Consider the following 23834-nt stretch of genomic DNA (forward strand, 5'->3'; position numbering starts at 1 on the left):
CGCGGCTGCGGCGGCCCTGGCCCCCCGCCTTGTCCGCACCCGTACCGGTGCGGCCTACGGCGACGATCTTCTCGGCGCCCGGACCGGCGCCGCTCTTCTCGTAGCGCTGCCGCTCCAGCTTGCGGCCGATGCCCCGCTCGATCTGACGCAGCGCCTCCAGGTCCTTCGGCGCCGCGAACGTGATGGCCACGCCTTTTTCCCCGGCGCGGCCCGTCCGCCCGATGCGATGGATGTAGCTATCCACATCGTGCGGAATATCGTAATTGAAGACGTGGGTAACGCCTTCCACGTCAATTCCGCGCGCCGCTACGTCCGTCGCGACGAGGAGTTCCAGCTTCGCGTCACGGAACGCGCGCATCACCTGCTCGCGCTTCGCCTGCGACAGGTCGCCGTGCAGCTCGTCCGACTGGAAGCCCGCGGCCTGCAGCGCCTCGTTTAACGTGCTCGCCCGGCGCTTCGTGCGGCAGAAGATCACCGCTAAATATGGCCGCTGGCTGCGGATCGTCTCGATCAACGCGTTCTGCTTGGTCCGGTCCGTGCATTCCACGAGGATTTGCCGGATACTGTCCAGCGTAACGCGCGAGGTTTCGGCGATTCGGATGTCCCGCGGCTTGTCCATATAAGCCTTGGCCAAACGCTTCACATTATCGGGCATCGTCGCCGAAAACAGCATCGTCTGGCGGCTGCGCGGAACGAGCGAAATAATCTCCTCCACCTCGGTCAAGAAGCCCATATGCAGCATTTGGTCGGCCTCATCCAGCACCAGCATGCGGACCGCGCCTAGCGTCAGAGAACCCCGACGCAAGTGATCGAGCAGCCGGCCCGGCGTGCCGATGACCAACTGAGTGCCATTCTTCAGCTTGCGCAGCTGCCGCTCCACATCCTGGCCGCCGTAGGCGGCCAATACGGATAATCCCTCGCGAGCCTCCGCCAGCTTTCGGGCTTCCGCGGTAATTTGAATCGCCAGTTCCCGCGTTGGGGTAATGATCAACGCCTGCGCCTCTGGGCGATCAGGCCGGATTTTCTCCAGGATCGGAAGCAGGAACGCCAACGTCTTGCCCGTGCCGGTCTGCGCCTGTACGATAGCGTCTTCGCCTGACTGGAGGACGGGAATCGCCGCAGCCTGTACCGGTGTCGGGTTCACGATCCCTTGTCCCTGCAGCTTGCGGAGCAGGATGGGCGATACATTTAAATTTTCAAAAGTTGTCAACAGGTTTCACCTCATATTCTTCAGCTTCCTTATTGTAACACATCGTTAGAACCTTCCCGAACGGAAGATGGAAAAGAGCAGCCACAAGAACATCAGCGTTGCAACGATAAAGCCGATCTCGATCGCCGGAATGTCCCAGAGCAGGGTGGGCATTCGCGCAAGGGAGGAGCCAATGATGAGCCCGACCATAATAATGCTGAAGGCCAGCAGCACAATGCTGAACGACAAACGATTGCTGATCTGGTCCAGCTTGCGGAGAAACTGCTCCATCTCCGGCAAGTTCATGTCCATCTTTAGCTTGCCGCGGGCCAGCGTGCTAGATAGCTTGCGCACCTGATGCGGAAGATCAATCAGGGAGTCCGTCAGCTCGGCGGCCTCGTCAAACAGCTTCTTACCGAGCCGGCGTGCGGCGTATTTCTCGCGAAGCAGCTTGCGCCCAAAGGGCTCCGCCAAATCGAGAATGCGAAGGTGAGGATCGAGCGCCAGCGCTACTCCTTCGACCGTTAAGAGCGCCTTGCCAAGCAGCAGAAGGTCAGCAGGCAGCACGACCTGGTGCTTCTGCGCCGTGGCGAACAGATCCTGTAACGCCTGCCCGATCTGAATCTCCGCAAACGGAATGTCATAATATCGTTCACGAAGCCGTTCCAAATCCTGGCGAAGTCCGTCGGTATCGGCATCGTCTCCGACGAGGCCCATGCGCAGAATCGCCCGTACCATTCCCTCAGTGCTTCGCCGCATCAAGGCGATCACCAACGACGACAAATGATCCTTCATCTCGCTGCTGAGCCGCCCGACCATCCCGAAATCGATGAAGGCCAGCTCGCCTGTGCGGGTCACCAGCAGGTTGCCGGGGTGAGGGTCAGCATGGAAAAAGCCGCCCTCGAAGATTTGCCGAAGCAAAGCGTTCACTAGCCGCTCCGCCAGCTCCTTGCGGTCATACCCCATCTCATCGATCTCCAGCAGCCGGTTCAGATGCTCTCCCTCCACGAAGTCCATCGTCAACACGCGAGAGGTTGTCAGGGACCAATGCACCTCGGGAATATAAATGCCTTCATCCGCTTTAAATTGGCGGCGAATCTTCTCCATATTCCGGCCCTCGAAGCTATAATCCAGTTCCGCGCGGATCGAACGGGCGAATTCCTGGGCCATCTGCGGAATCTGAAATCGGGATACCCAGGCCCAGCGTTTGTTTGCCAGCGCCGTCAAGTGCTGCAGAATATCGAGGTCCAGCTCGATGACCGGCACGATGTCGGGCCGTTGGACCTTGATCGCGACCGGCTCGCCTGTCGTCAACCGGGCTCGATGCACCTGGCCTATAGAGGCGGCGGCGAGCGGCGTTTCATCAAAGCTCTCTAGCAGCTCACCCAGCGGCTGGTGGAATTCCGCCTCTAAAATTCGGCGGGCTTCCTCGGCCGGAAACGGAGGTACCTGGTCCTGCAGCTTGACGAGCTCTTGAATGATCGCCTCCGGCAGTAAATCCGAGCGCGTACTAGCCAATTGGCCGACCTTGACGAAGGTCGGACCCAACTCCTCCAGCACCAAACGGATCCTTTCGGCCAAGGTCGGGGAGCCCGGCTCGGACTTGCGTAATCGGCGCAGCGGCAGCCGAATCAGCCGGGCTAGACCGATTTCTTCGGCTAAATAGCCAAAGCCATGGCGCCCAAGCGCCATGGCAATTTCACGATAACGGCCGGTATGTCGGACAAAGCTGCTCATCGCTTACGGCTGCTGCATCTCGGCGAGCTTAATCTCCAGCTCTGCTACTCGCCGCGTTAATTCCTCCACCTCTTTAGCCGAGGCCAGACCCATCCCTTGCAGTGCAGACCGAACTTGCTCATTCACCAGTTCTTTGAACTTGCCCTGCTCCTCGGCACCGCGATCAATCAGCTTCTCCACGAGTTGCTTCGACTCAGAAGGGGCCAGTTCACCGCGTTTAACCAAGTCCTCCACGATACTCTCGACTTTCTCCTTGCTCGTGATCGTCAAACCCCATCCCAGGGAAATCGCTTTTTTCAGTAAATCGCTCATTGCCCATCATCCTTTCCATCCGAGGTTTGGATATTGCCTACACTTATCATTACCCAATATCAGGCTTGGTGTGCATCCTCTCCGTGTTTGGCCTTGAAGAGCGGCTCGGCTTCGCCCGCATAATATCGGGCCAACTCAACCATCATGCTGCCCATCCGCTCCTCCTTGGGCGCCAGTACCCGGGGCACCCCCGCTTCGTACAAACCCGCGGCCGTCACCTTGCCGACGGCCACCGCCAGCACCGGCCCCTCCAGCGCCGCCATCAAGGCTGTGAGCTGTCCCTGACGTTCCGCATGCTCCATCAGAAAACGCACCTGCGGTCCGCTTGTAAACGTCACGGCATCCACCTCGCCGGCTAGGATATCGCTCAAGAGCTGCTCCAGCTCTGGGGTAGGCGGAGCGATATGCCGGTACGGCAGAAGCTGACAGCACTGCGCCCCCTGTTCCTCCAGCCAGGCGACCAAACGCGGGGCCGGATCCCCATGCAGTTGCAACAACACGCTGGCTCCGCGCAGTTGATATTCCGACAGTCCACGAATGAGTCCCTCTGTACTCCCGTCGTCGTCGCGGACGATCGGGGTTAACTCTCGCTTTTTCAGGGCATTCACGGTCTTGTACCCTCGCGCTGCAATCTTTCCCGCCCGAAGATGATCTCGTAGACGTTCGGCAACGCCCATGTCCCCGGCCATATCAAACAATGCGTCCAAGCCCATCCCTGTCGTAAAAATGGACCATTCCGGCGGATGCTCCACCCAGTCGACAATGCCGTTTCGCAAGACTACATCGTCCAACAGCACGGTTCCCTGTGCCGGACGGTATAGCGGCGTACCGCCCATGTTTTCCACCAGCTTACCTAATTCCTCCGCACGACGGGGCCCTGTCAGCGCGACTCTTTTCCCTTCCAGTCTCCGTGCCATCGTCTACCTCCCAAGTTTATCCTATTTCTACTACCTTCAGCTTATACGAGGGAGAGGGCGAAGTAAATTGCGGATTATCCCGCCTTCGGTTCGGGTTTACTCCGGCGCGGTCGAAGCAACGCAAAGAACAGAATCGGAAAAGCTAAGTCAAAGACGATGGCAATGACCGGCCAAACAAAATTGAAATCAAAGAGCTGCAGGGCGTTTTTGAAGAACCAGATGGAGCAGGCGAAGGCAAACGCCCCGACAGGGGCCGTCATCAAACGGCCGGACAACTTGGGAACGACCATTTGCAGCGTGTAACATAATGCGTAAAGATCAAAAGCGATTTTCCCCAGCGCCATCGGATACCATAGGGCCATCAGCAGTAAGTCGAAGCGGTCGATGAAATCGGTAATCTGAATGTGGCGAATCATCTCGTAGCCCGGATGAATCAGCTTCCCTGACAACGGCACACCGAGAACAAGCTGCGTCAGGAGCAGCAAGACGATCATCATTCCCGTGCCCACTGCCAGACTGATGTAGCCTGCGGATGCCTTAAAGTATTTGCCGGAGATGACGAGCGGGAGCACTAGAATCTCGGCCTGATAAGGGAAGGTGCACCAGGCTCCCTTCAGGATGCCTGTCCAATCCGGCGAGAAATAAGGAATGAGATACTGAGGGTGAAAATCCCTCGCCAACACCAGAATCACGAAACCCAGCACCAAGATGAAAATGGGAACATAGACCTCGCTAAGCCCTAAAAAGGCTCGGATCCCCCCTTGACAGATATAAACCGCCGTCGCGGTAACCAACAAACCGAGGATCGGAATCGGCGTGCGATTGAGCAGCACCGTATTCGTGAAATCGGCGATGCTTCGAATATCCCTCGCACTGATAAACAACAGGAACAGCAGGTACAGCGCCAGCAGTACCCGGCCCATAATCGGAAAACGTTCTGTTAAAGCCTGCAATAAATTACGATTGGAGAACCGCTTTAGCGTGAACGAAATGAGCCACAACGCGAAGAGACAAACCAATCCGCTGGCGATATAGGAGATAAACGCATGTTGATGCGCCGTTTGACTGACCATGGAGAAGGTTTGCATATACGTAATCGACCCGATGCACAAGAGTCCAAGCAGAAAAATTTGCCGTTTGGTTATTTTCATTACAAGGCTTCACTCCTCGAGGTTTCATACGCGAACTCTAGGGTTTGGCGAAGGCAAGAGGCGCTAACGCCCTGCCCAGCCAATCCACGGGATTGAAGGGACCGGTTACCCATGAGGTATAGATCAAAATCAAGAAGGAAACCGCCATAACGGTATAGAACACAGAACGGCTCAGCGCCCCTCCTTCCCTTAGTGCCTCTTTGTCCCGCCAGAAGCTGAAGGCGATCAACAGCAGCAACGAAATATGGGTACTAGTCATTCTCGAGACGATCCTCCCTCACTCCAAACGAATTGATGATTTCACCGCTGCTTTCCAGTCGGATATCGGAACTGACATTGACCTCAACTTCCGGCAGCAGGTCATGCCAACGATGATGAATCTTCTTCCACTCGTTAGGGTACTTATTATTCAAGGCAACGCCGAAGCCGAAAATATCGGACCGGTTCTTGCGTATCGCCTCACTGATCGCGGCGTGAATATCCTCATTAATCATCTCATTACAGCGTTTCTCGACGATCCCCATCATCGTCGACTGAATATTCTGGCGGGTCGTATTCTCCAGGATCAATCCTTTAGCCTTCACCTTAACATCAAACGAAATGGCGGAACCCTTTAGGTGAGGTCGGATTTTCGCTCCGGTTTGGGTTAGCACGATCGTAACCGCCTCATTCGGCCGCTTCTCATCGACCGTGACCGTCACTTTGGGGTTTATCGCTTGGCCCATTGCCATCAAAGCCATTTGGGTTTGATCCGAGTTCAAGTAACCCACCAGCTTGCTATCACGAAACATCCCTAGCCCGTTCAACTTGACCAAGCTTTGCCCATCCCCGACCTTCTTCGGAATACTCTCCTTGGTTTCCATGACGGGGATGGCTAAATCGATGCCTTCCGTCAGCAAGGTGTTGGCCATGGTTTGAATGCAAACCGGGTCCTTCATTGCCGATTTGGTCAGTTCCCGGATCATTTCCGAGGGCGATTGCTCAATGGGAGCGTCGACTCCCAACAATTTATAACCCGGGCCGCGGGTCAGTACGATGTAAGTCGTTAGTCGGTTTTGCGGAAACCGGGCGTAAGCATCAACCATCTCACCGATCCCCGATTTGGCGAACTCTTCTCCAAAAATCGTTACGCGACGATGAGAAAAGTTAAGGATCCGGGATAAATTGCTCTGCATGGATTTATTGGCCTGATACGGTGTCGGAGCCGTTTGGGACACCATCAGGTAAGTCTTGTTGCCTGAGGTCCCACCTCCTCCGCCTTGGCTGCCCGCGCCGCCAAAGGAGCTGGGTAAGGCGATTTGGGCGGTGGAGCGGATCTGGCCCTGATCTAGATCCGTCGAGGTGGCTAGTACAAAGGCCACATCGTTCACTTCGATGCGATCCCAACAGCCTGTCAGTACGAGCGCCGGAAGTAAGATCGCCAGAATGAGTTTACCAACCCTCATTGGAATCACTCCCCAATGGTCTGGATTTTCCGATTCGTCGCGTATTGTTCCCGCTAGCGTCGGAAGGCCGATTCTTCATCTTCCACATCGGTACCCGGCTGAAGATGTCCTTCGTATCCCCGCGATCATAGGGGGCGATCCCGTTCATATACGGAACGCCAAACGATTTGAGTTGCGTCAGATGAACAACGATCCAGACCGCTCCAATCACAATACCGAACAGACCGAATGCGCTAGCCAGCAGCATGAGCGGAAATCGCAGCATACGAACCGTCACCGCGAGGCCAAACCTAGGGACTGTAAAGGAAGCGATTCCCGTCAATGAGACGACGATGACCATCGGGGCGGATACGATCCCGGCCTGTACGGCGGCTTGTCCGATCACCAGCGCGCCCAAGATGCTGACCGCTTGGCCCACGGTCTTCGGCAGCCGGATACCGGCTTCACGCAGCGCCTCAAACGAGATTTCCATAATAAAAGCCTCTACCAAGGCGGGGAAAGGAATCGCTTCCCGGGAGGCCGCGATACTCAAGATCAAGGTCGATGGAAGCATATCCTGATGAAACGTAGTTACCGCAATGTACAGACTCGGCAGGAACAAGGCCAGGAACAGGAAGAAGAACCGAATCCAACGGATCATGTTGCTGATGAAAAACCGTTCGTAGTAATCTTCGCTGGCCTGCAGAAGCTGCCATAACGTTACTGGCGCGATCAGCACAAACGGCGTACCGTCCACAAAGATGGCCACTCTGCCCTCCAACAATTGGGCAGCTACCGAGTCAGGACGTTCGGAATACTGCATCTGCGGAAACGGGGAGGATGGATTATCCTCGATCCATTCCTCGATGTATCCGGATTCCAAGATCCCATCGATATCGATGTTCTCCAATCGCTCCTTCACATCGGCGACCAGCTTCTCCTCGGCTAAGCCTTCGATATAGGCTAACGCGACGTCTGTCTTGGTCACCTTACCGATCACCATATCAAGCAGCTTCAGCTTTTCCGTTTTGATTTTGAACCGAACTAAGGCGGTATTGATCCGGAGCGACTCCGTAAATCCTTCGCGCGGGCCGCGGATCACCGCTTCGGTCTGCGGTTCCGTAACGCTCCGCCGCGAGCCGCCTTTTACACTGAACAGCAGCACCTCTTCCATTCGCTCGACAAAAATGGCGACATTCGCCGTCAGCACTCCGTTAATCACCGCCGGCCAGTCGGTGGCGGACTGTGCTTGGCTCAAGGAGACTCGCGTGAACGACAACGGATAGATGTCCCCCTCCGCTTGCGGATGTTGGGCCAAACCCTCGATCAACGGACGCAGAATGTGCTGCTGAACATCCTCGACCTTGATAATCCCCTCGATGTAAACCAGTAACCCCCGAATCTGCTCGGTCAATTGAAGCTCGCGGTAGATCACGTCGGAGCAGTCCTGAAATACCTTTTTCACTTGCTTGATGTTTTCCGCCAAATCTCGGCTGATTTTATCTTCTTGTTTACGTTCCTTGGTTTTCATGGGCACACTCCTTGCCACTCTGCCGATTCGTCGTTGTCATGATGTAGAATGTACCATTTGGGGAAATCTATGTAGATAAAAAAAAGCCCCCCGGCGATCCGCCGAAGAGCGATGTAAGAAAAAATGATCGATTACTTCATATCGACATGGAACTTGTCCACGATACCCTTTAATTGTTCGGCCATTCGGGATAAATCGGCAGCGGAGGACGCGATCTCCTCGACGGAAGCGAGCTGCTCCTCAGCAGCGGCGGAGATAGATTGAGTATTGCCCACATGCTCCTCGGATACCTGCCGGCTTCCTTTAATGGATTCCCTTGCAATTTCAGTCCCGGCGGCCATTCCCTTGGCATCTGCGACGATTCCTTCCATCTTGTCGGCAGCGCTGCGAACCGCCTTGCGAATCCGAGAGAAGGATCGTCCGGAAGTATCAACGGCGAGAATCCCCTCTTGAACGCCTTGCTTAGCGTCCTCCATGGAACCAACCGCCCGCTCAACCTCAGCTTGAACGCTGCCGATCAGCTCAGCAATCTGCTTCGCGGATTGCTCGGAGCCCTCTGCCAGCTTGCGTACCTCCGAAGCAACCACGGCAAATCCCCGGCCTTCTTCACCGGCCCGGGCGGCTTCAATGGAGGCATTTAACGCCAATAGATTGGTTTGCTGGGCAATGCCTGTAATTACTTCGATGATCCCGCCGATGTTAGCCGTATGCAGACCTAACGCCTGAATGACCTCTCCCAGTTCATCAACCGTTTGCTGGATGCGCTCCATCTTCTCCACCACACTCAGTACGGAAGAGTTCCCTTCCTCTGCAGCTGCGGTCGTCTTCTCCATACTTTCGCTAACGGCATGAATTTGCTCCGACATCATGCTGGCCTGGTGGGACATCTCTCCCATGCCAAGGGCCCCGGCTTCAAGCTCCGACAGCTGCCGTTCGCTGCTGGCCGCCATCTCCTGAATCGACACCGTCACGTGCTCGATCGCCTTGGTTGTCTGTTCTGCCCCGGCCGACAGCTGCTCAGATGATAACACAACCTGATTCGTCGTATCTCGGACGTTAACGATCATCCCCCGAAGATGGTCCACCATCCGTTGAAATTGGTTCGCAAGAGCGCCGATTTCATCAGGCCGATTCAAATAATCTACGCGTTTGGTCAAATCCCCTTCGCTGATTTGGCGGGTGGTTTCCGTCAAACGATCAAGCGGAACGGCAATCATACGAATCGTAAACCAAGCCGCGAAGGCCGCTAGTACAACGGATATGCCCGCAATCAGATACCAGGTCGGCTCGATTTCACCGTTCAGCACCACATCAAGAATACATGGGATGATAGCCACAAAAATGGTTGTCAGTAACAGTGATAGCCTTACGCGTTTTTTCATAGCAGATCCTTCTTTCGACATATTAATAGGTTTATAACCAAAATTATACTCGCTCCTCTGACTCTTGAATATCAAAAAAACCGTTTGTCATTTGACAAACGGTTTCGTTTAAAACCTAATAGTGCCTTAATCAGCCAGTCGATAACCGACCCCACGGACCGTGGTGATGTAGGTCGGGTTCGTCGCGTTATCCCCTAGCTTCTTACGCAGACTCTTGATATGAACGTCGACGACATTGCTGCCTCCCAGGAAAGAAGTCCCCCAAACCTCAGATAGCAGCTCTTCACGGGACAACACCGTCCCCTCCTGCTCAAGCAGCTTGATCAACAGCTCGTATTCCGTTTTGGTCAGTTCAATTTTAGCGCCGCTCCGATAAACGGCCATTTTCTTACGGTCGATCCACAAATCCTTGAAGATCGCGGGTGACGTGCCGGCGAGCAGACGGGATGACAACGGCCGCGGTCCGCTGCTGCGAATAATTCGCTGCGTATGGTAAACGATCTCCATCGGCCGAGTTGGCCATACCAGGAGCTCCTGGTTCATCAAGCCTTGGTCCAGTTGCCCCAGCATCGATTCTCTAACAAGTAAGAGCGATGGAGTCCCGCCGGTTTCCTGCCCCACAAGCGCGCGGATTGCCGCCATTTCTTCATCCTCCCGGTAGGAGGTCAGATCGAAGATCAACAAGTCAGCCGCCAAGGCGTTGCGAATCCCTTGCTCCCAGTGATGGAATACGAGGACGTCAAAACAATTTTCGGATAAATCTCGAACCAGTTCATGAACATCGCTCGGGAACGGGCTGATCAGAATGACACGCTGCGTGACCGGACATGCCACGCGTTCGGATGTTGTCTCCTCTTGCTCAGCAACCTCGACTCCCGCTGGCCTGCGAATGGGCACGGTTTTACCGGAAATGCTTTCCTTAATTACTTCTTCTGCTGACAATTCGGACACACCCCCCCAAATACGACATGGGCGTGGTGTACATCATATCCCGTTTCCTTAGCCACAGTATGGTTCCATTCCTCCGGCACATGAGACATCACTTCATCCACGCGGCCGCATACCTCGCACAGGATATGCTGATGATCGTCGAGCTTCGCATCATACCGGCTGGCCGCCTCACCTAGCTTCAACTCGCGAATCAGTTCCTTGTCGGTCAAATACCGCAGCGAGTTGTAGACCGTACCATAAGCGAAATTATATCCTCGTTCAACCAAACGGTTCATGACTTCCGCTGCCGTCGGATGGTCGCTGGCGTTGCGGACGACATCGTATACCGCTTGACGCTGAGTCGTCAAATTTAAGGCCTTCATATCTCATCAATCCCTGTAGTTATTTTTAGAATTAGTATAAGTCTTATTTTAGGATCCGTCAATTCCTCGATATTCCCCATTCCCTGCATGTTCCATAGTGCTTTCCCCCATACTAAAACCACACCATATCACCTATTGACGAGGGAGCGTTCCTCCATGCTGATTCGAAAATATCTGATTACCCTCCTGATTGCCGCGTTTACGATAGGATACACCGTTTACGTTGATGTACTAATCGGGCTTCCATGGAATAATTTCCTCATTAACTGGAACTATTCATTGACGGATCCGGCCGAACGCATCTTTGCCTATATCCTGATCCTCTTCCTGATTGTGCCGGATATTCTACATCTCGTAAGCCGTAAACGGAAAGGGAGCCAAAACCCTAGCAAAGAGTCAGGCTTACACGGAGAATCGTTGTCCGCCTCGGCAGGCAATGACTCCTCTACGGCGCTTAAAGATTCAGGCTCCGGCCTGCCTACGGGAGCGGAATCGATAAATCAAGGCAGCAATAATCAGAGCAGCGGGCAGAATAACGTAAAATAACGGGTCCATTTTATATAAGACATCCCCGCCCTTTTTAACGTGCTCACTATAGGTTCGAGCGATGGTTAACGAAGAAAACAACACGATTAAGGCCAGCGGATACAGAACTTTGCGGTAGGGAATCTGCATGAGGTCCGAAATCCCGATCACAGCGGCATAAAAGTACACCGAGATTTTAAAAAAGTCGCCGATGATCAGCACCATCACCACTAAGATGTCCATCCGTTGAACAAAGTCACCTATGGAGGCCTTACCGACCATCGTCAGCAGCGGAAAAATCGAACGTCCCGCGATTTCCACGCCAAGCACCGAAATCGTTATCACCACCGTTGCCGACAAAATAAGGCCGGACAACAGGATGGATAGGAGTCCCGCTCGTAGCCCCGCTTTTTGATTTCTCAAAAAAGGCATAATCATGGTAAAGCATATAATCTCCCCAAACGGAAATTGATAGTTTTGGCGATAGACGGATTTCAGCACTGGCTGGGCTCCGTCGCTAAGCACCGGAAGGATTCGAGTGAAATCCAGAATTCCGGAGAACAACACCAGCAGCAAGATGATCATCCCGATGAGAAAAACGACCCATAGAAGGATAAACGCGGTTCGGGCCAGCACTTCGACCCCTTTATGCAGGACGTAGACGACGGTCAGCATCATCATCGTATTGATGATGAAGAGCGGGGTTTCCTTCAGGGTCGAGGCAAATACCAGCAATCCGCCGTCCATCAAATCGCGCGAGGCCTTATTCATGTAAAAAACCGTGTAAGCAAAACCAATCGCCCCGCCCACATATTTACCGTATAGAATTCGGCTATATTGGGTGAGCAACTTATCCGGAAACGAAGTGTACAGGAAGGCGTACCCTAGATAGAGCAGCATTCCGATCATCATACCGGTCAATATGGCGATCCAGGCGTCCTTTCGTGCTTCCAGGCCCAGATTAACAACCAGAGCGGTCCCCAGTTGGAACAAAACGAGCAGGGAGAAAAATTGCAACGGGCTGAACTTCGTAGTTTCCATCGTATCCCGCCTCCTATTCTTGGTTCATATCGTACTTGAAGGAGCGGTCCCTCATTTGGGAATTGCGGACAATCGAATCGACGTGGTATTCAACCGTCAGCTCGGGGAAGAGATCGGACCATTGCCCTTTCAATTGCTTCCATGCCTTTGGATGCTGACGTTCGAGCGTCTGTCCGAAGCAAAAGATGTCGCTATTCAGGGTTTGGGCCTTGTCGACGGCCGCTTTCATTTTCTTCTTGATTTCCTGATTAACATAGGTCTCCAAATCATTCAAGGCCGCCGGGTCGCGCAAATCGATGGTGCTGTCCATTTCTCGAACCGACAACTGGGCCGTGACCTTCACCAAGACGACGGGATGTTCCGGATCCTTGAGAGACACATGCATCGAGGTCTTGCTTCTACGTACGTCCAGCGTGATTTCTCCCAGGTCATCCGGTGTGATCACGATCGATGTCTTGTTAAGCTTCCCTTTGATCCAGACTAGCCCCACGCTTTCTTCCTCATTCAACCAACCTTTTAACCGATCCCCTTTAAACACCGCCAAATTGGACATCCGAAGAAGGCCAAGGGCGTCCGTCTTCTCCAAGTTACTTTTTTTTCGAGCATCTTCGACATTTCCCAAAATATCAACGCCGTTAATGATCGGACCCGAGTTGGGAACCAGAATATCCCGAATCACGTCATCGATTTCAATTGGATAATGGGAGCTGTATTCCTGAGAGGAGATGTCGGTTTTTTGAGCAAGGGTATACGCGGAGATCTTTCCCATAGCCGAAAGCCCGGAGAGGATATCACGCGCTCGTGCTTCCTTTTTCGCCACATAAATTTTGGCCGTGAGACGGATGTCCGAATCCCGGTCCAGAAAGTCGACAATATCGGAAATCCCCTGGCGAGCCAGCTCTTCCGATATAACGATAATCCGGGTGTGGGCGGTCGATACTTGGCGCGGCACTAGCATAGACACCTTGCGGGTTGCTTCCATAATTGAACGTCCTTGGGCACTATACACCATGGTCGGGGTTCCGCCTCTCCCGGTTTTTCCGGATATTTCATCGGCAATAATGACTTGAAAGGAGACGAAATAATCCTTCTTCCCGGGAGCCAGATCGACTCCGATTCCGGCCACAACCGCCCGACGGTTCAGTTCTTTCGCATCCCAGCAACCGGATAGGGGCAGCATGGCGCAAAGAATGACAATTAACCATAAACCTTTAATTCTCATTCGGCTCCTCCTGCTTTCCTTGTCTCGATTCAGGGCTGCCGCTGCCGCCTTGCTTCCGATCCTTCTGCTCCTCATTGGAATCTGTCTGATCCTCGCTAGACTTGGATTTGCCCGAACCCTGCGGTTTAATTTCCCGAGTTTTCTCTATATCCTGCTGGCTTGAAGTCATCAGCGGTTTCCATCCATGCATCCAAATCGGCAACCGCAGAATCACATCCTTTTGGGCTTGCGGTACAAACGGGCTAAACGGCGACAGATACGGTACGCCAAATGAACGGATGCTGTTCATATGTGCAACCATCAAGATGAGCCCCAGCGTAATCCCGTAAAACCCAAACAGACCAGCCAAAAGGAGAAAATAGAAGCGGAACAGCCTGCCTGCGATAGACAAGTTGTAGGAGGGTAAAGCAAAGCTCGCGATCCCTGTCAACGCTACGACAATCACCATGATCGGCGTGATGATCCCTGCTTCGACGACCGCCTGACCCAAGATTAACGCACCAACGATGGACACGGTTTGACCGATCGCTCGCGGCATCCTTACTCCCGCCTCCCGTAAGATCTCAAACACGACCTCCATAATGATCGCCTCCACGAAGGCAGGAAACGGCACCCCCTCGCGCTGCGCCATTAAGCTAACCAGCAGCAGCGTTGGGATCATTTCATAATGGAAGGTGGTCAGAGCAACATATACCGCAGGACCGAGCAGCAAGATCACGAAGCAGATGTAACGAATGATGCGCATCAGGATACTGATGTCGAACCGTTGGGCATAATCCTCCGGCGATTGCATGAACTGGGCAAATACGGTCGGCAGGATCAGCGTGTAGGGTGTACCGTCAACGAGGATAACAACCCGGCCCTCGAGTAGATTCCCGGCTGCGACATCCGGCCGTTCCGTATTGAATATTGTCGGAAAGGGAGTAAAGGTCTTATCCTGAATAAACTCTTCGATATAAGCCGACTCCAGGACGCCATCGATTCGAATTCCTTTTAATCGGCTCCGAACCTCCTCCACCAAATTGGGATCGGCGCAGCCTTTCATGTACATCATCGCCACATGGGTATGGGTGACGGACCCAATCTTCATCGACTCCAGCCATAGGTCCGGCGATTTGATGCGGCGCCGGATCAGGGAGATGTTCGTCGCGATCGATTCGACGAAGCTGTCTTTGGGGCCACGCACGACCAGTTGCGACGTCGGTTCGTTAACCGCTCTCCATTCCCCGCCCGCCGTACCCGTGACGATCCCTTGATCGCTCCCCTCCACCAGCAGCACGGTGTCCCCCGATAAGACAGCCATCATAATGTCGTTCCATTCCTTCACGACCGAGGTTTCTCCCAGGCTGAGGGCATTCTCGAGGATATATTTCATGAGCCGATCGGCCTTGTACGCGTGAACTTTCTCGGGTTCCAGCCCCATTAGCGGTTTGATCACAAAGTTATTGATCATTTGCTGGTTACTGAGGGCATTCAGATAAACGATCGCAGCCTCCACAGGAACCGGAACGGGCCCCCCTAGCTTGAGATGGCGAATGACGATATCGGGGCTATGACCGGACTCCGCTAAGACGCGATCCAGCATTTGCTGCAAGTCACCGGTGATTTGGGATTGTGCGTTGCTTTTGTTCTGCCGGCCGGAACGGCCTCGGGAAAGGTGGCGCAGCATATTAGCAACTCCTGTTCTGCATATCTTATCTCCATTATTTGCTTCTCCTGCCTTTTTCATGCGACAGGAACCGAAGTCAACAACCTTCGTCGATTCGGCGGTTTTTCTGAACTAGAGCGGGAAATAATGTATCCGAAACGGCTCCCTATTATCAGGAGAACAAGTTGACAGGAGGAAGCTTAAAATGGAGGAAATCCCCTTCATGTCCGGTGGACTTCCGCGGTTCCCGGATTCGATGTGGCGAAAAACGACACCCTTGCCGGACTTCGGTAAGCTAAATGAGGACATTGAGACAGAAGTGGCCGTGGTCGGGGCCGGGATCACCGGGATCACCACCGCATATTTACTAGTACAAGCCGGCGTAAAAGTCGCCATCCTGGAGGCCGGCAAAATCCTGGATGGCACGACCGGGTATACGACGGCAAAAATCACGGCTCAGCACGGTCTTATCTACGACAAGCTGATCAACAACTTCGGTGAGGAAGGCGCAAAATTGTATTTCGAAGCCAATGAGGAAGCATTGCGTTGGATGACCGAGACAATCGAGGAACGGAAGATCGAGTGTCAGTTTCGCCAAGAGGACGCTTATCTGTATGCGGATTCGGAAGAGCAGCTCCAAAAGCTAGAAGCCGAATGGCAAGCTTACGAACGTTTGGGTCTGCCCGGTAAATGGCGGGACTCTCTCGATTTGCCGCTGCAAGCCAAAGGTGCTATCGTGATGAAAAATCAAGCACAGTTTCACCCGCTGCACTACTTGAAAGAGTTGCTTGCGTATATCACGTCCCATGGCGGCTCCGTTTATGAGAGTACAACGCTGCAGGATGCCGCCGAACCGGAGGCGGACGGACGTCTTCGATTAACCACGGAAGACGGGCGGCACATCGTTTGCCGCCATGCGGTATCCGCTTCCCATTATCCGTTCTTTGATGGAATGGGGTTCTACTTCACCCGGCTGCACGCGGAACGTTCTTATGTCGTCGCGATCGAACCGGAGAAGGCTTACCCTGGCGGAATGTACATCAACTGCGGCTCCCCCAAGCGCTCGCTCCGTTCCGCCGAGCTGAACGGGAAAGAGGTTGTCCTCGTCGGCGGCGAGTCCCACAAGACCGGCAAAAACGACTGTACGTTCCAGTCCTACGAAGCCCTGGAGAGATTCGGACGCGAGACATTGGGAATCCGGTCCATTCCATTTCGCTGGTCAGCGCAGGATTTAGTCACGCTGGATGGAGTACCTTATATCGGACGGATTACATCTAGACATCCGAATATTTACGTTGCCACGGGCTTCTATAAATGGGGAATGAGCACCAGCGCGTTGTCCGCGATGATGATCCGAGACCTCATTCTGGAGAAGGAGAACCGTTATGCCGAGTTGTTTACCCCATCCCGGTTTAAAGCGGACCCCTCGATCAAGCATTTCGTGACGCAGAACGCAGATGTAGCCAAAGAACTCGTAACCGGCAAAATCGAAATCGTTCACTTGAAACCTGAGGACCTCGTTCCAGGTCAAGGCGGCGTCGTGAAGCACCAAGGCAAACGAGCCGGGGCGTACCGTGACGAGAATGGGCTGCTCTATCTGCTTGATACGACCTGCACCCATATGGGCTGCGAGGTCAAATGGAACGAGGCGGAACGTTCGTGGGACTGCCCTTGCCACGGATCCAGATTCGATTACAAAGGCGAAGTGATCGAAGGGCCGGCTACCGAAGCGCTCCCTCGTCTCCATCGACAGCCTGAGCAAGCACCAAGTTAACGAACGGCAAGCCCTTTAGGTACATCCACCAACCAGCGAGAACACCGATCCTAGGCTTTTCTGAACATGCTATGAAGCGCATCTGTCCAACCGGTTTCCTGGAACGTAAAGGGAACAAGCGGAACAGATGCCTTTTTTTATTCACTACCTTGCTTTAATCAGTACCGTATGGTACTATGCTTTCAGAGATACTAATCAATGATCAGTACTAGTGAATCACAAAAACGAACATTCAATTTCAGAGGAAACGAGGCGAAGCATGGTTGGATATCAGCATCCAGTTTAAGAAAGGCGCCTTGGAGCTATGCGTGCTGGTGTTGATCCAAGGCCGCGACCGGTATGGTTACGAGCTGGCCCAATCGGTATCGAAGCATATCGAAGTAGCCGAAGGAGCCCTGTATCCTCTGCTCCGCAGACTGGTCAGTGAAGGCTATTGCACAACGTACTTGCAAGAATCCACAGGCGGACCTCCGCGTAAATATTACAAGCTGACTCCCGAAGGCGAAGCGTACACCCAGAAACTTGTCGTAGAGTGGAAACAGTTCGTGCACAATGTTTCGACATTAATCGAGAAAGGAAGCCGTTTATGAATAAAAGCGAGTTTTTGGCGAATCTCCGGGCCCATTTGTCGGTTCTCCCACCGGAGGAGCAAAACGAATTGCTAGAGGATTATGAGGCCCACTTCGCATTTGGCTTGGAAAGCGGCCGGACCGAGGAAGAAATCGTTCTGGAGTTAGGCGACCCGGCGGAGCTGGCGAAGGAGGCCATTGGCAACCGTTACGTGCCTCGGGAGCATGTGTACTGGTTTGGAGGTGCGGAGCCCGCTGCGGTGCCGGATGCTCCAGTTGCCTCTACAAATTCAGGAGTTTATGGGAACGGGGGCGGCGTCCGGCAACGCAGCGGATTTGCCAGCGTGATGGTTTACATCGGCCTGTTCTTTATGAATATCATCGTTGTTCCGCTGTTGATCTCCTTCTGGGCCGTAGCCGTCAGCCTAGCGGCCAGTGCAGCGGCTGGAATAATCAGTCCCCTGCTTCTCGGACTTGAGTATATATGGCATGGGGATATTTTCACAGCAAAAATCTTTGCCTCGGTCGCAGCCGTCGGATTAGGCATTTTGCTTGCTGTCGTCACGCGATACGTTTATAAAGGATTGCTCCGGCTGAGCGCCGCTTACCTGCGCTGGAATGTCCGGGTGGCGAAAGGGGATCACTAGGCATGAATACGAAGAGATGGTCGTTCATTGGAATTTTGCTGATTTTGGCCGGATTTGCCGGCATGGCTTACCAGCACTTTGATTTTGGGGGACAACTACCAACTCACCAGCAGAAATGGGCTTTTGAATCAGGCGCGTTAAAGACGCTGCTTGTCGGTAGCGACTATGACGTTGAGTTGGAGTTTATCGACAGCCCCGACGGGACGAATTACGTGGAAATCAGCGGGAATATGGAACAGAAGACGATCGACACGTTGAAAGCAACTCAAATCTCCGGAGACACGCTGAAGTTAGATCTGCAGGATGATTTCGACTGGAGCTTCTTCTCGGTCAACTTCCAGTCCACCAAGCAGCGGATCACTGTAGCGCTAAGCGACAGGAGCGAATTGGATCGGATCGACTACAAGTCCAATTCCAGCAACGGTACGTTCCGCGGTCTTCGCGCCGGCAACATCGACTTGTCCATCAGCTCTGGAAATCTCCGCGCAGAGAATGTCACGGCGGGTCAGCTGAAATTGGCCAGTACGTCGGGCAATATTACAGCGGAGAACATTCAAGGAAATACAGAGATAAAGTTGACTTCTGGAAACATCCGTATCGATAAACTAGAAGGTGTATTGACCGCAAAATCGACCTCTGGCAATATCACCGCCAACCAGGTGCAAGGGAACGTCCAAGCTACAGTCAGTTCGGGAAATATCCGATTCGAGCGGTTTACGGGGGACGGTAGCTTCAAAGCAACTTCTGGAAATATTACTCTGTCGGAACAACGTTCGGATAACCTGGACATTTACGTAGGTTCCGGTAATGCGACGTTATCAACCGATGCGCAGTTCAAGGGGTTCTATGACCTGCATACCGCATCCGGGGATACCACGGCTCCGGATTCCTTGCGCCAGACGCAGGACCTGATCAAGGTTCGGGCGACTTCCGGTAACATTCGCATTCGCTAAGAACATCAAGAGGGGGCGGAGTTCATGTGAACTCCGCCCCCTCTTTGTTATTCGATTTCCCTCTGCGCAATTCGGTTCAGGAAGGATCGTGCCCGATCGCTGGATGGGTGATTCAGTACCTGGTCCGGCGTCCCCGATTCGATGATGATACCCTCATCCATGAGCACGACCCGGTCGGCAACCTCGGCGGCGAACTTCATCTCATGGGTGACCACAACCATGGTCCGGCCCTCTCGCGCCAACTCCTTCATCACCTTCAACACCTCGCCGACTAGCTCCGGATCCAGCGCCGATGTGGGCTCGTCAAATAACAACACGTCCGGGCTTACGGCCATGGCTCGCGCAATCCCAACCCGCTGTTGTTGTCCGCCTGATAGCTGATGCGGATAGAAATCGGCCCGATCGCCCAGCCCCACCTTATTCAGTAGTTCCAAGGCGACCCGGCGCGCTTCTTCCTTACTCTTCTTCAGCACCTGAACCTGGGCTTCCATCACGTTCTGGAGCGCCGTCATATGCGGAAATAAGTAATAGGCCTGGAACACCATCCCGGTCTTCTTGCGCAGGGCCAGCACTTCGCTTGGCTTCGGCTTACGGCCTTCGCCAAATTCCAGTTGGACGTCGCTGATCCGGAGAACCCCCTTTGTCGGAGTTTCCAGCAGGTTCAGACAGCGCAGTAGGGTTGTCTTCCCTGAGCCGGAAGGCCCGATGATCACCAGCACCTTACCTTGCTGTACCTCAAGATCTACCCCTTTTAGTACCTCTTGCGTACCAAACGATTTGTGCAAATTTTGGATTCGTATCATGATTGTCAGGCCTCCTTATCGGGCAGTGAAGCGATCCAGCCGCTTCTCTAACCGATTTTGCAGCGCCGAAAGGATGGTGCTGAAGAATAAATAGACCAAGCCCGCTTCGGTGTATACAATCAGCGGTTCATAGGTCGTCGCCGTGATTTGCTGAGCCGTACGGAACATCTCCGTATACGTGACAGTGGCGGCCAGCGAGGTATCCTTGACCAGGCTGATGAAGGAGTTGGCCAGCGGCGGCACGGAAACTCGCGAAGCCTGGGGCAATATAATCCGCCGTAGCGCCTGCAGCCGGGTCATCCCCAGGGAATAAGCCGCTTCCCATTGGCCTTCATGAATGGACAGGATCGCCGCACGCACGATTTCCGAGCCATAAGCGCCGACGCTGAGCGTAAAACCGATCACTGCCGCCGGAAACGGGTCCAGTATAATGCCGATCGACGGAAGACCGTAGAAAATGATAAATAGCTGCACAAGCAGCGGCGTCCCCCGAATAATCCAAACGTAGAATCTGGCGAGTTGCCGCAGCGGCCCGATGCTCGACAACCGCGCAAGCGCGGTCAGGACCGCCACCACCAGCCCTAGCGCAAACGTGATCAACGTTAGCGGTACCGTAAAAGCTACCCCTGCTTTGAGCAGAGGAAGAAAAGAGTCCACGATAATATTCCAAATGCGTTCATCCATCGCTCAAGCATCCTTTTCCGAAAGAAGCGGCCCTTGCGGGCCGCATCCGTAGTTTAAGCACTTATTTCGAAACGTCTGCTCCGAAGTATTTCTCCGAGATTTTCAAGTAAGCCCCGTCGGATTTCATGGCCGTCAGCGCCTCGTTTACCGCTTGCACCAGTTCTTCGTTGCCTTTGTTAAATAAGGCCGCGCTCTCCGCCGCATCCGGCATTTCGTCTACCACTTTCAGCTTCACGTCCGGTCTTTGCTTCTTCAGGTCCAAGAAGGACAAGCCGTCATTCACCGTCGCGTCGATCCGTTTGGACAACAGCAGGTCAATGGCTTGGTTAAAGCCTTCCGTCGCAACGATTTCCGCCCCGTTCTCCTTCGCGATATCCGTCAAGTTACTGGTTAGGGACTGTCCGGCTTTCTTCCCTTTCAAATCGGCGAAAACCTTAATATCCTTGTTGTCCTCCGGGACGATCAATACAGCACGGGATACGATATAAGGATCCGAGAAATCATATTTCTCCTTACGATCATCCCGAATCGTCACTTCGTTGAACACGGCGTCAAACCGTTTGGCATCTAGTCCGGCAAAAATACCATCCCACGGCGTCTCGATAAATTCAGGTTCCACTCCCAACCGTTTAGCGACCTCTTCGGCGATTTCTACGTCAAAGCCTGTCAGCTTGCCATCCTTGTCATGGAACGTAAATGGCGCATAGGTTCCTTCTGTACCGATCCGCAGCTTGCCGCTGGCTTTCACGGATTCCAGCGAGTTGGTTTCCGCCGGCTGTTCATTGGCCGCATTCCCTGCGCTGCCTTGGCTCGCCCCTTCATTCCCTGCCGCCTGATTATTTGTATTATTGTTGCCGCAGGCTGCAACCACCACGGTCAACACCAGCGTCAATAATAGTAAACTCCATTTTTTCATCGAGCTCATCCCCCATCTATCTATTTCGTATTTTAATTCCCTACAAAACAACTAGGTTTAATTGAATATTACACATTTCGCTACAAATCGTCAAATGTTTTTTCTGCCTTAGTATGCTCAATAGATGAAGACTTGATTTCCCAAAAGTTTACGAATATAATTGTCGTAATTATTTCGTGAAGGAGGTGGGTAGAGTGGATCGCAAATTTGCGTGGAGTCGAGTGAGCCAACTGCCGATGGCAATGTTTGGCAATGTTCATGCAGCAGCCGACAATGGGAGAAGTCTGTCCTTTTTCGGAAACTCGATATCCAAACCAAATTGCGAAATGCCGCTCCTACCTTAACCTCACTTACGCGTGAGCTTTGAAGGCAGCAGGATTTCCTGCTGCCTTCTTTTTTTGTATGGACGGCATGGGACTGAAGGAGATTACGGTTCATGATGATCCAGGGTCAAAATATACAGAAGTATTACGGTGCCGAGCTGGTGCTGTGCGATGTCACGTTCGAAATTAAAATTGGCGACACGGTCGGACTGATTGGCCGCAACGGTGCGGGGAAGACCACTCTGATGAAGCTGCTGTCCGGCAGCGAACGGCCGGATCAAGGGCTATTATCGGTTCGAAAGAATGCCCGAATCGGAAGTTTGGCGCAAATCCCTGATTATACTCGGGAAGAAACGGTGTACGACGTCCTGCTTGGAGCCTTTTCAGATCTTCGTAGCCTGGGAGCAGAGATGCGGCGGCTGGAAGCCGACATGGCGGGAGCCGGTGAATCCGGAGCGTTAGATTCGCTTCTCAAGCAATACGGCCAGATGCAGGAGGCGTTCGAACGCGGCGGCGGTTACGACATCGAAACATCGATCTTACGGGTCGCCGGTGGTCTCGGCATCCCGGAGGAGCAATTCACCCGTCCGTTCGTCTCGCTGTCCGGCGGCGAGAAGACGAAGGTTGGTTTAGCGGTGATTTTGCTGCGGGAGCCGGATCTATTGCTGCTCGACGAGCCAACGAATCATTTAGACATGGCGGCGACAGAGTGGTTGGAGGGATACCTCCGTGCGTTTCCGGGAACCTGCGTGATCATTTCCCACGACCGCTATTTCCTCGATGCCGTTGTCGGCAAAATCATTGAGCTGGAGGACGGAGAAGCTTTCACGTTCCACGGCAACTACAGCTACTACAAAGAGGAGAAGGAACGCCGGCTGCTTCAGCAGTTTGCCGATTACGAGGAGCAACAGAAGAAGATCAAGAAGATGCAGGAAACGATCAAACAGTTAATTGAGTGGGGCAACCGCTCAAACCCGCCGAATCCGGGCTTTCATCGGCGGGCGGCCTCGATGCAGAAAGCCTTAGACCGTATGGTCAAACTCAAAAGGCCGATACTGGAACGTAAACGTATCGGCTTGGAGCTGGATCATGCGGATCGCTCCGGCAAGGACGCGATCGTCCTCAAGGAGGTAGGCGACGCCCGCGGCGGGCGCGTATTGTACCGCGGCCTGACCCACACGCTGCGCTATGGCGAGGCGGCCGTGCTGATCGGCGACAACGGGGCAGGCAAAAGTACCTTGCTCAAGAACATCTTGGGCCAGGAACCGCCGCAGGAGGGCGAAGTCCGACTCGGCTCGCGCATCGAACCGGGTTACCTGGCCCAGCAGGCCGCCCCCGCCGATCATGACGAGACGGTGCTGCAATATTTCCGCGACGAGATCGGTCTCGAAGCGGGCGAAGCCCGCGGGCAGCTGGCCCGCTTCCTGTTCTACGGCGCCGATGTGTTCAAGAAGGTGAGCAGCCTCTCGGGCGGCGAGTGGACACGACTTCGGCTGGCGGTACTGATGTACCGGAAGCCGAACCTGCTGGTGCTCGACGAGCCGACCAACCACCTTGACATCGATTCGCGCGAAGCGCTGGAAGAGGCGCTGGAGGAGTACCCGGGCACGCTGCTGGCGGTGTCCCATGACCGCTACTTCATCAATAAAGTAGCGGGGCAGGTGTGGGCGCTGGCGGGCGGCCGACTGACCGTCTCCCTCGGCGGATACGAGGATTACCGGGCGGAGCTCGCCCGGAAGACCGCCGCCGGGGACGCGGGGCCTGCGGGCCGCG

23 protein-coding genes are annotated in these 23834 nt (G+C 53.9%); 6 read left to right on the plus strand and 17 right to left on the minus strand.

The features are described from left to right. The 11 genes from IM700_RS22355 to IM700_RS22405 all read right to left on the minus strand — a co-directional run. On the minus strand, positions 1–1210 hold a 1210-nt coding region (locus tag IM700_RS22355; protein ID WP_239484148.1), incomplete at its 3' end, for a DEAD/DEAH box helicase. A 45-nt stretch (positions 1211–1255) separates the two neighbouring features. Then, positions 1256–2926, minus strand: a complete 1671-nt coding sequence (locus IM700_RS22360; RefSeq protein WP_193417081.1) for an ABC1 kinase family protein — start codon at positions 2924–2926, stop codon at positions 1256–1258. 3 nt (positions 2927–2929) lie between these two features. Further along, positions 2930–3238 carry a phasin family protein gene (locus tag IM700_RS22365; RefSeq protein WP_155608855.1) on the minus strand — a complete coding sequence of 103 codons (309 nt, stop codon included), beginning with the start codon at positions 3236–3238 and terminating at the stop codon, positions 2930–2932. A 59-nt stretch (positions 3239–3297) separates the two neighbouring features. Beyond that, complete coding sequence (locus IM700_RS22370) at positions 3298–4155, minus strand: uroporphyrinogen-III synthase (protein ID WP_193417080.1); 858 nt, start codon at positions 4153–4155, stop codon at positions 3298–3300. 74 nt (positions 4156–4229) lie between these two features. After that, on the minus strand, positions 4230–5306 hold the full coding sequence (locus IM700_RS22375) for a GerAB/ArcD/ProY family transporter (RefSeq protein WP_193417079.1): 1077 nt from the start codon (positions 5304–5306) through the stop codon (positions 4230–4232). A gap of 37 nt (positions 5307–5343) precedes the next feature. Beyond that, positions 5344–5565, minus strand: coding sequence for a hypothetical protein (locus tag IM700_RS22380; protein ID WP_155608858.1), 222 nt, complete (start codon positions 5563–5565; stop codon positions 5344–5346). Beyond that, on the minus strand, positions 5558–6751 hold the full coding sequence (locus tag IM700_RS22385) for a Ger(x)C family spore germination protein (protein ID WP_193417078.1): 1194 nt from the start codon (positions 6749–6751) through the stop codon (positions 5558–5560). The genes IM700_RS22380 and IM700_RS22385 overlap by 8 nt, the downstream gene beginning before the upstream one ends. After that, a complete protein-coding gene (locus IM700_RS22390) occupies positions 6738–8261 on the minus strand; it encodes a spore germination protein (protein WP_155608861.1) in 1524 nt (507 codons plus the stop codon). Before IM700_RS22390 ends, IM700_RS22385 begins: the two co-directional genes overlap by 14 nt. A 131-nt stretch (positions 8262–8392) precedes the next feature. Further along, the gene (locus IM700_RS22395) at positions 8393–9643 is read right to left on the minus strand and encodes a methyl-accepting chemotaxis protein (protein ID WP_155608862.1); all 1251 of its coding nucleotides are present in this window, start codon (positions 9641–9643) and stop codon (positions 8393–8395) included. 126 nt (positions 9644–9769) lie between these two features. After that, positions 9770–10594 carry a winged helix-turn-helix transcriptional regulator gene (locus IM700_RS22400; RefSeq protein ID WP_418888803.1) on the minus strand — a complete coding sequence of 275 codons (825 nt, stop codon included), beginning with the start codon at positions 10592–10594 and terminating at the stop codon, positions 9770–9772. After that, a complete protein-coding gene (locus tag IM700_RS22405; RefSeq protein WP_155608864.1) occupies positions 10567–10956 on the minus strand; it encodes a Fur family transcriptional regulator in 390 nt (129 codons plus the stop codon). The genes IM700_RS22400 and IM700_RS22405 overlap by 28 nt, the downstream gene beginning before the upstream one ends. A gap of 156 nt (positions 10957–11112) precedes the next feature. Here IM700_RS22405 and IM700_RS22410 point away from each other — a divergent pair, with 156 nt between their 5' ends. After that, positions 11113–11502, plus strand: coding sequence for a YczF family membrane protein (locus IM700_RS22410; protein ID WP_155608865.1), 390 nt, complete (start codon positions 11113–11115; stop codon positions 11500–11502). On the opposite strand, the gene IM700_RS22415 is transcribed toward IM700_RS22410, so the two are convergent. The 3 genes from IM700_RS22415 to IM700_RS22425 are packed head-to-tail and all read right to left on the minus strand — an operon-like array spanning position 11419 to position 15413. Beyond that, positions 11419–12522 carry a GerAB/ArcD/ProY family transporter gene (locus IM700_RS22415; protein WP_193417077.1) on the minus strand — a complete coding sequence of 368 codons (1104 nt, stop codon included), beginning with the start codon at positions 12520–12522 and terminating at the stop codon, positions 11419–11421. The two genes, IM700_RS22410 and IM700_RS22415, sit on opposite strands and share 84 nt — an antisense overlap. 13 nt (positions 12523–12535) lie before the next feature. Continuing rightward, positions 12536–13744 carry a Ger(x)C family spore germination protein gene (locus IM700_RS22420; RefSeq protein ID WP_193417076.1) on the minus strand — a complete coding sequence of 403 codons (1209 nt, stop codon included), beginning with the start codon at positions 13742–13744 and terminating at the stop codon, positions 12536–12538. After that, positions 13734–15413, minus strand: a complete 1680-nt coding sequence (locus tag IM700_RS22425) for a spore germination protein (protein WP_193417075.1) — start codon at positions 15411–15413, stop codon at positions 13734–13736. The genes IM700_RS22420 and IM700_RS22425 overlap by 11 nt, the downstream gene beginning before the upstream one ends. 184 nt (positions 15414–15597) lie before the next feature. Here IM700_RS22425 and IM700_RS22430 point away from each other — a divergent pair, with 184 nt between their 5' ends. The 4 genes from IM700_RS22430 (at position 15598) to IM700_RS22445 (ending at position 19335) form a co-directional block, all read left to right on the plus strand. Further along, positions 15598–17166: an FAD-dependent oxidoreductase gene (locus IM700_RS22430; RefSeq protein ID WP_193417074.1), complete on the plus strand. Its 1569-nt coding sequence runs from the start codon at positions 15598–15600 to the stop codon at positions 17164–17166. Between the two features lie 263 nt (positions 17167–17429). After that, a complete protein-coding gene (locus tag IM700_RS22435; RefSeq protein ID WP_155608870.1) occupies positions 17430–17756 on the plus strand; it encodes a PadR family transcriptional regulator in 327 nt (108 codons plus the stop codon). Then, a complete protein-coding gene (locus tag IM700_RS22440) occupies positions 17753–18382 on the plus strand; it encodes an HAAS signaling domain-containing protein (protein ID WP_193417073.1) in 630 nt (209 codons plus the stop codon). The genes IM700_RS22435 and IM700_RS22440 overlap by 4 nt, the downstream gene beginning before the upstream one ends. A 2-nt stretch (positions 18383–18384) precedes the next feature. Then, positions 18385–19335, plus strand: a complete 951-nt coding sequence (locus IM700_RS22445; protein WP_155608872.1) for a DUF4097 family beta strand repeat-containing protein — start codon at positions 18385–18387, stop codon at positions 19333–19335. Between the two features lie 47 nt (positions 19336–19382). On the opposite strand, the gene IM700_RS22450 is transcribed toward IM700_RS22445, so the two are convergent. From IM700_RS22450 to IM700_RS22460, 3 genes are all read right to left on the minus strand, one after another. Further along, positions 19383–20138 (minus strand): amino acid ABC transporter ATP-binding protein, encoded by a 756-nt coding sequence (locus IM700_RS22450; protein ID WP_193417072.1) that lies wholly within the window; start codon positions 20136–20138, stop codon positions 19383–19385. 15 nt (positions 20139–20153) lie between these two features. Next, positions 20154–20822, minus strand: coding sequence for an amino acid ABC transporter permease (locus IM700_RS22455; RefSeq protein WP_193417071.1), 669 nt, complete (start codon positions 20820–20822; stop codon positions 20154–20156). 61 nt (positions 20823–20883) lie between these two features. Then, the gene (locus IM700_RS22460) at positions 20884–21738 is read right to left on the minus strand and encodes an amino acid ABC transporter substrate-binding protein (protein ID WP_193417070.1); all 855 of its coding nucleotides are present in this window, start codon (positions 21736–21738) and stop codon (positions 20884–20886) included. Between the two features lie 436 nt (positions 21739–22174). Between IM700_RS22460 and abc-f the strand changes: the two genes are divergently transcribed. After that, the coding region (abc-f, locus tag IM700_RS22465; protein WP_204801195.1) for a ribosomal protection-like ABC-F family protein at positions 22175–23834 on the plus strand (1660 nt) is incomplete at its 3' end.

The sequence above is a fragment of the Paenibacillus rhizolycopersici genome, from assembly GCF_014947195.2.
GTDB lineage: Bacteria > Bacillota > Bacilli > Paenibacillales > Paenibacillaceae > Fontibacillus > Fontibacillus rhizolycopersici.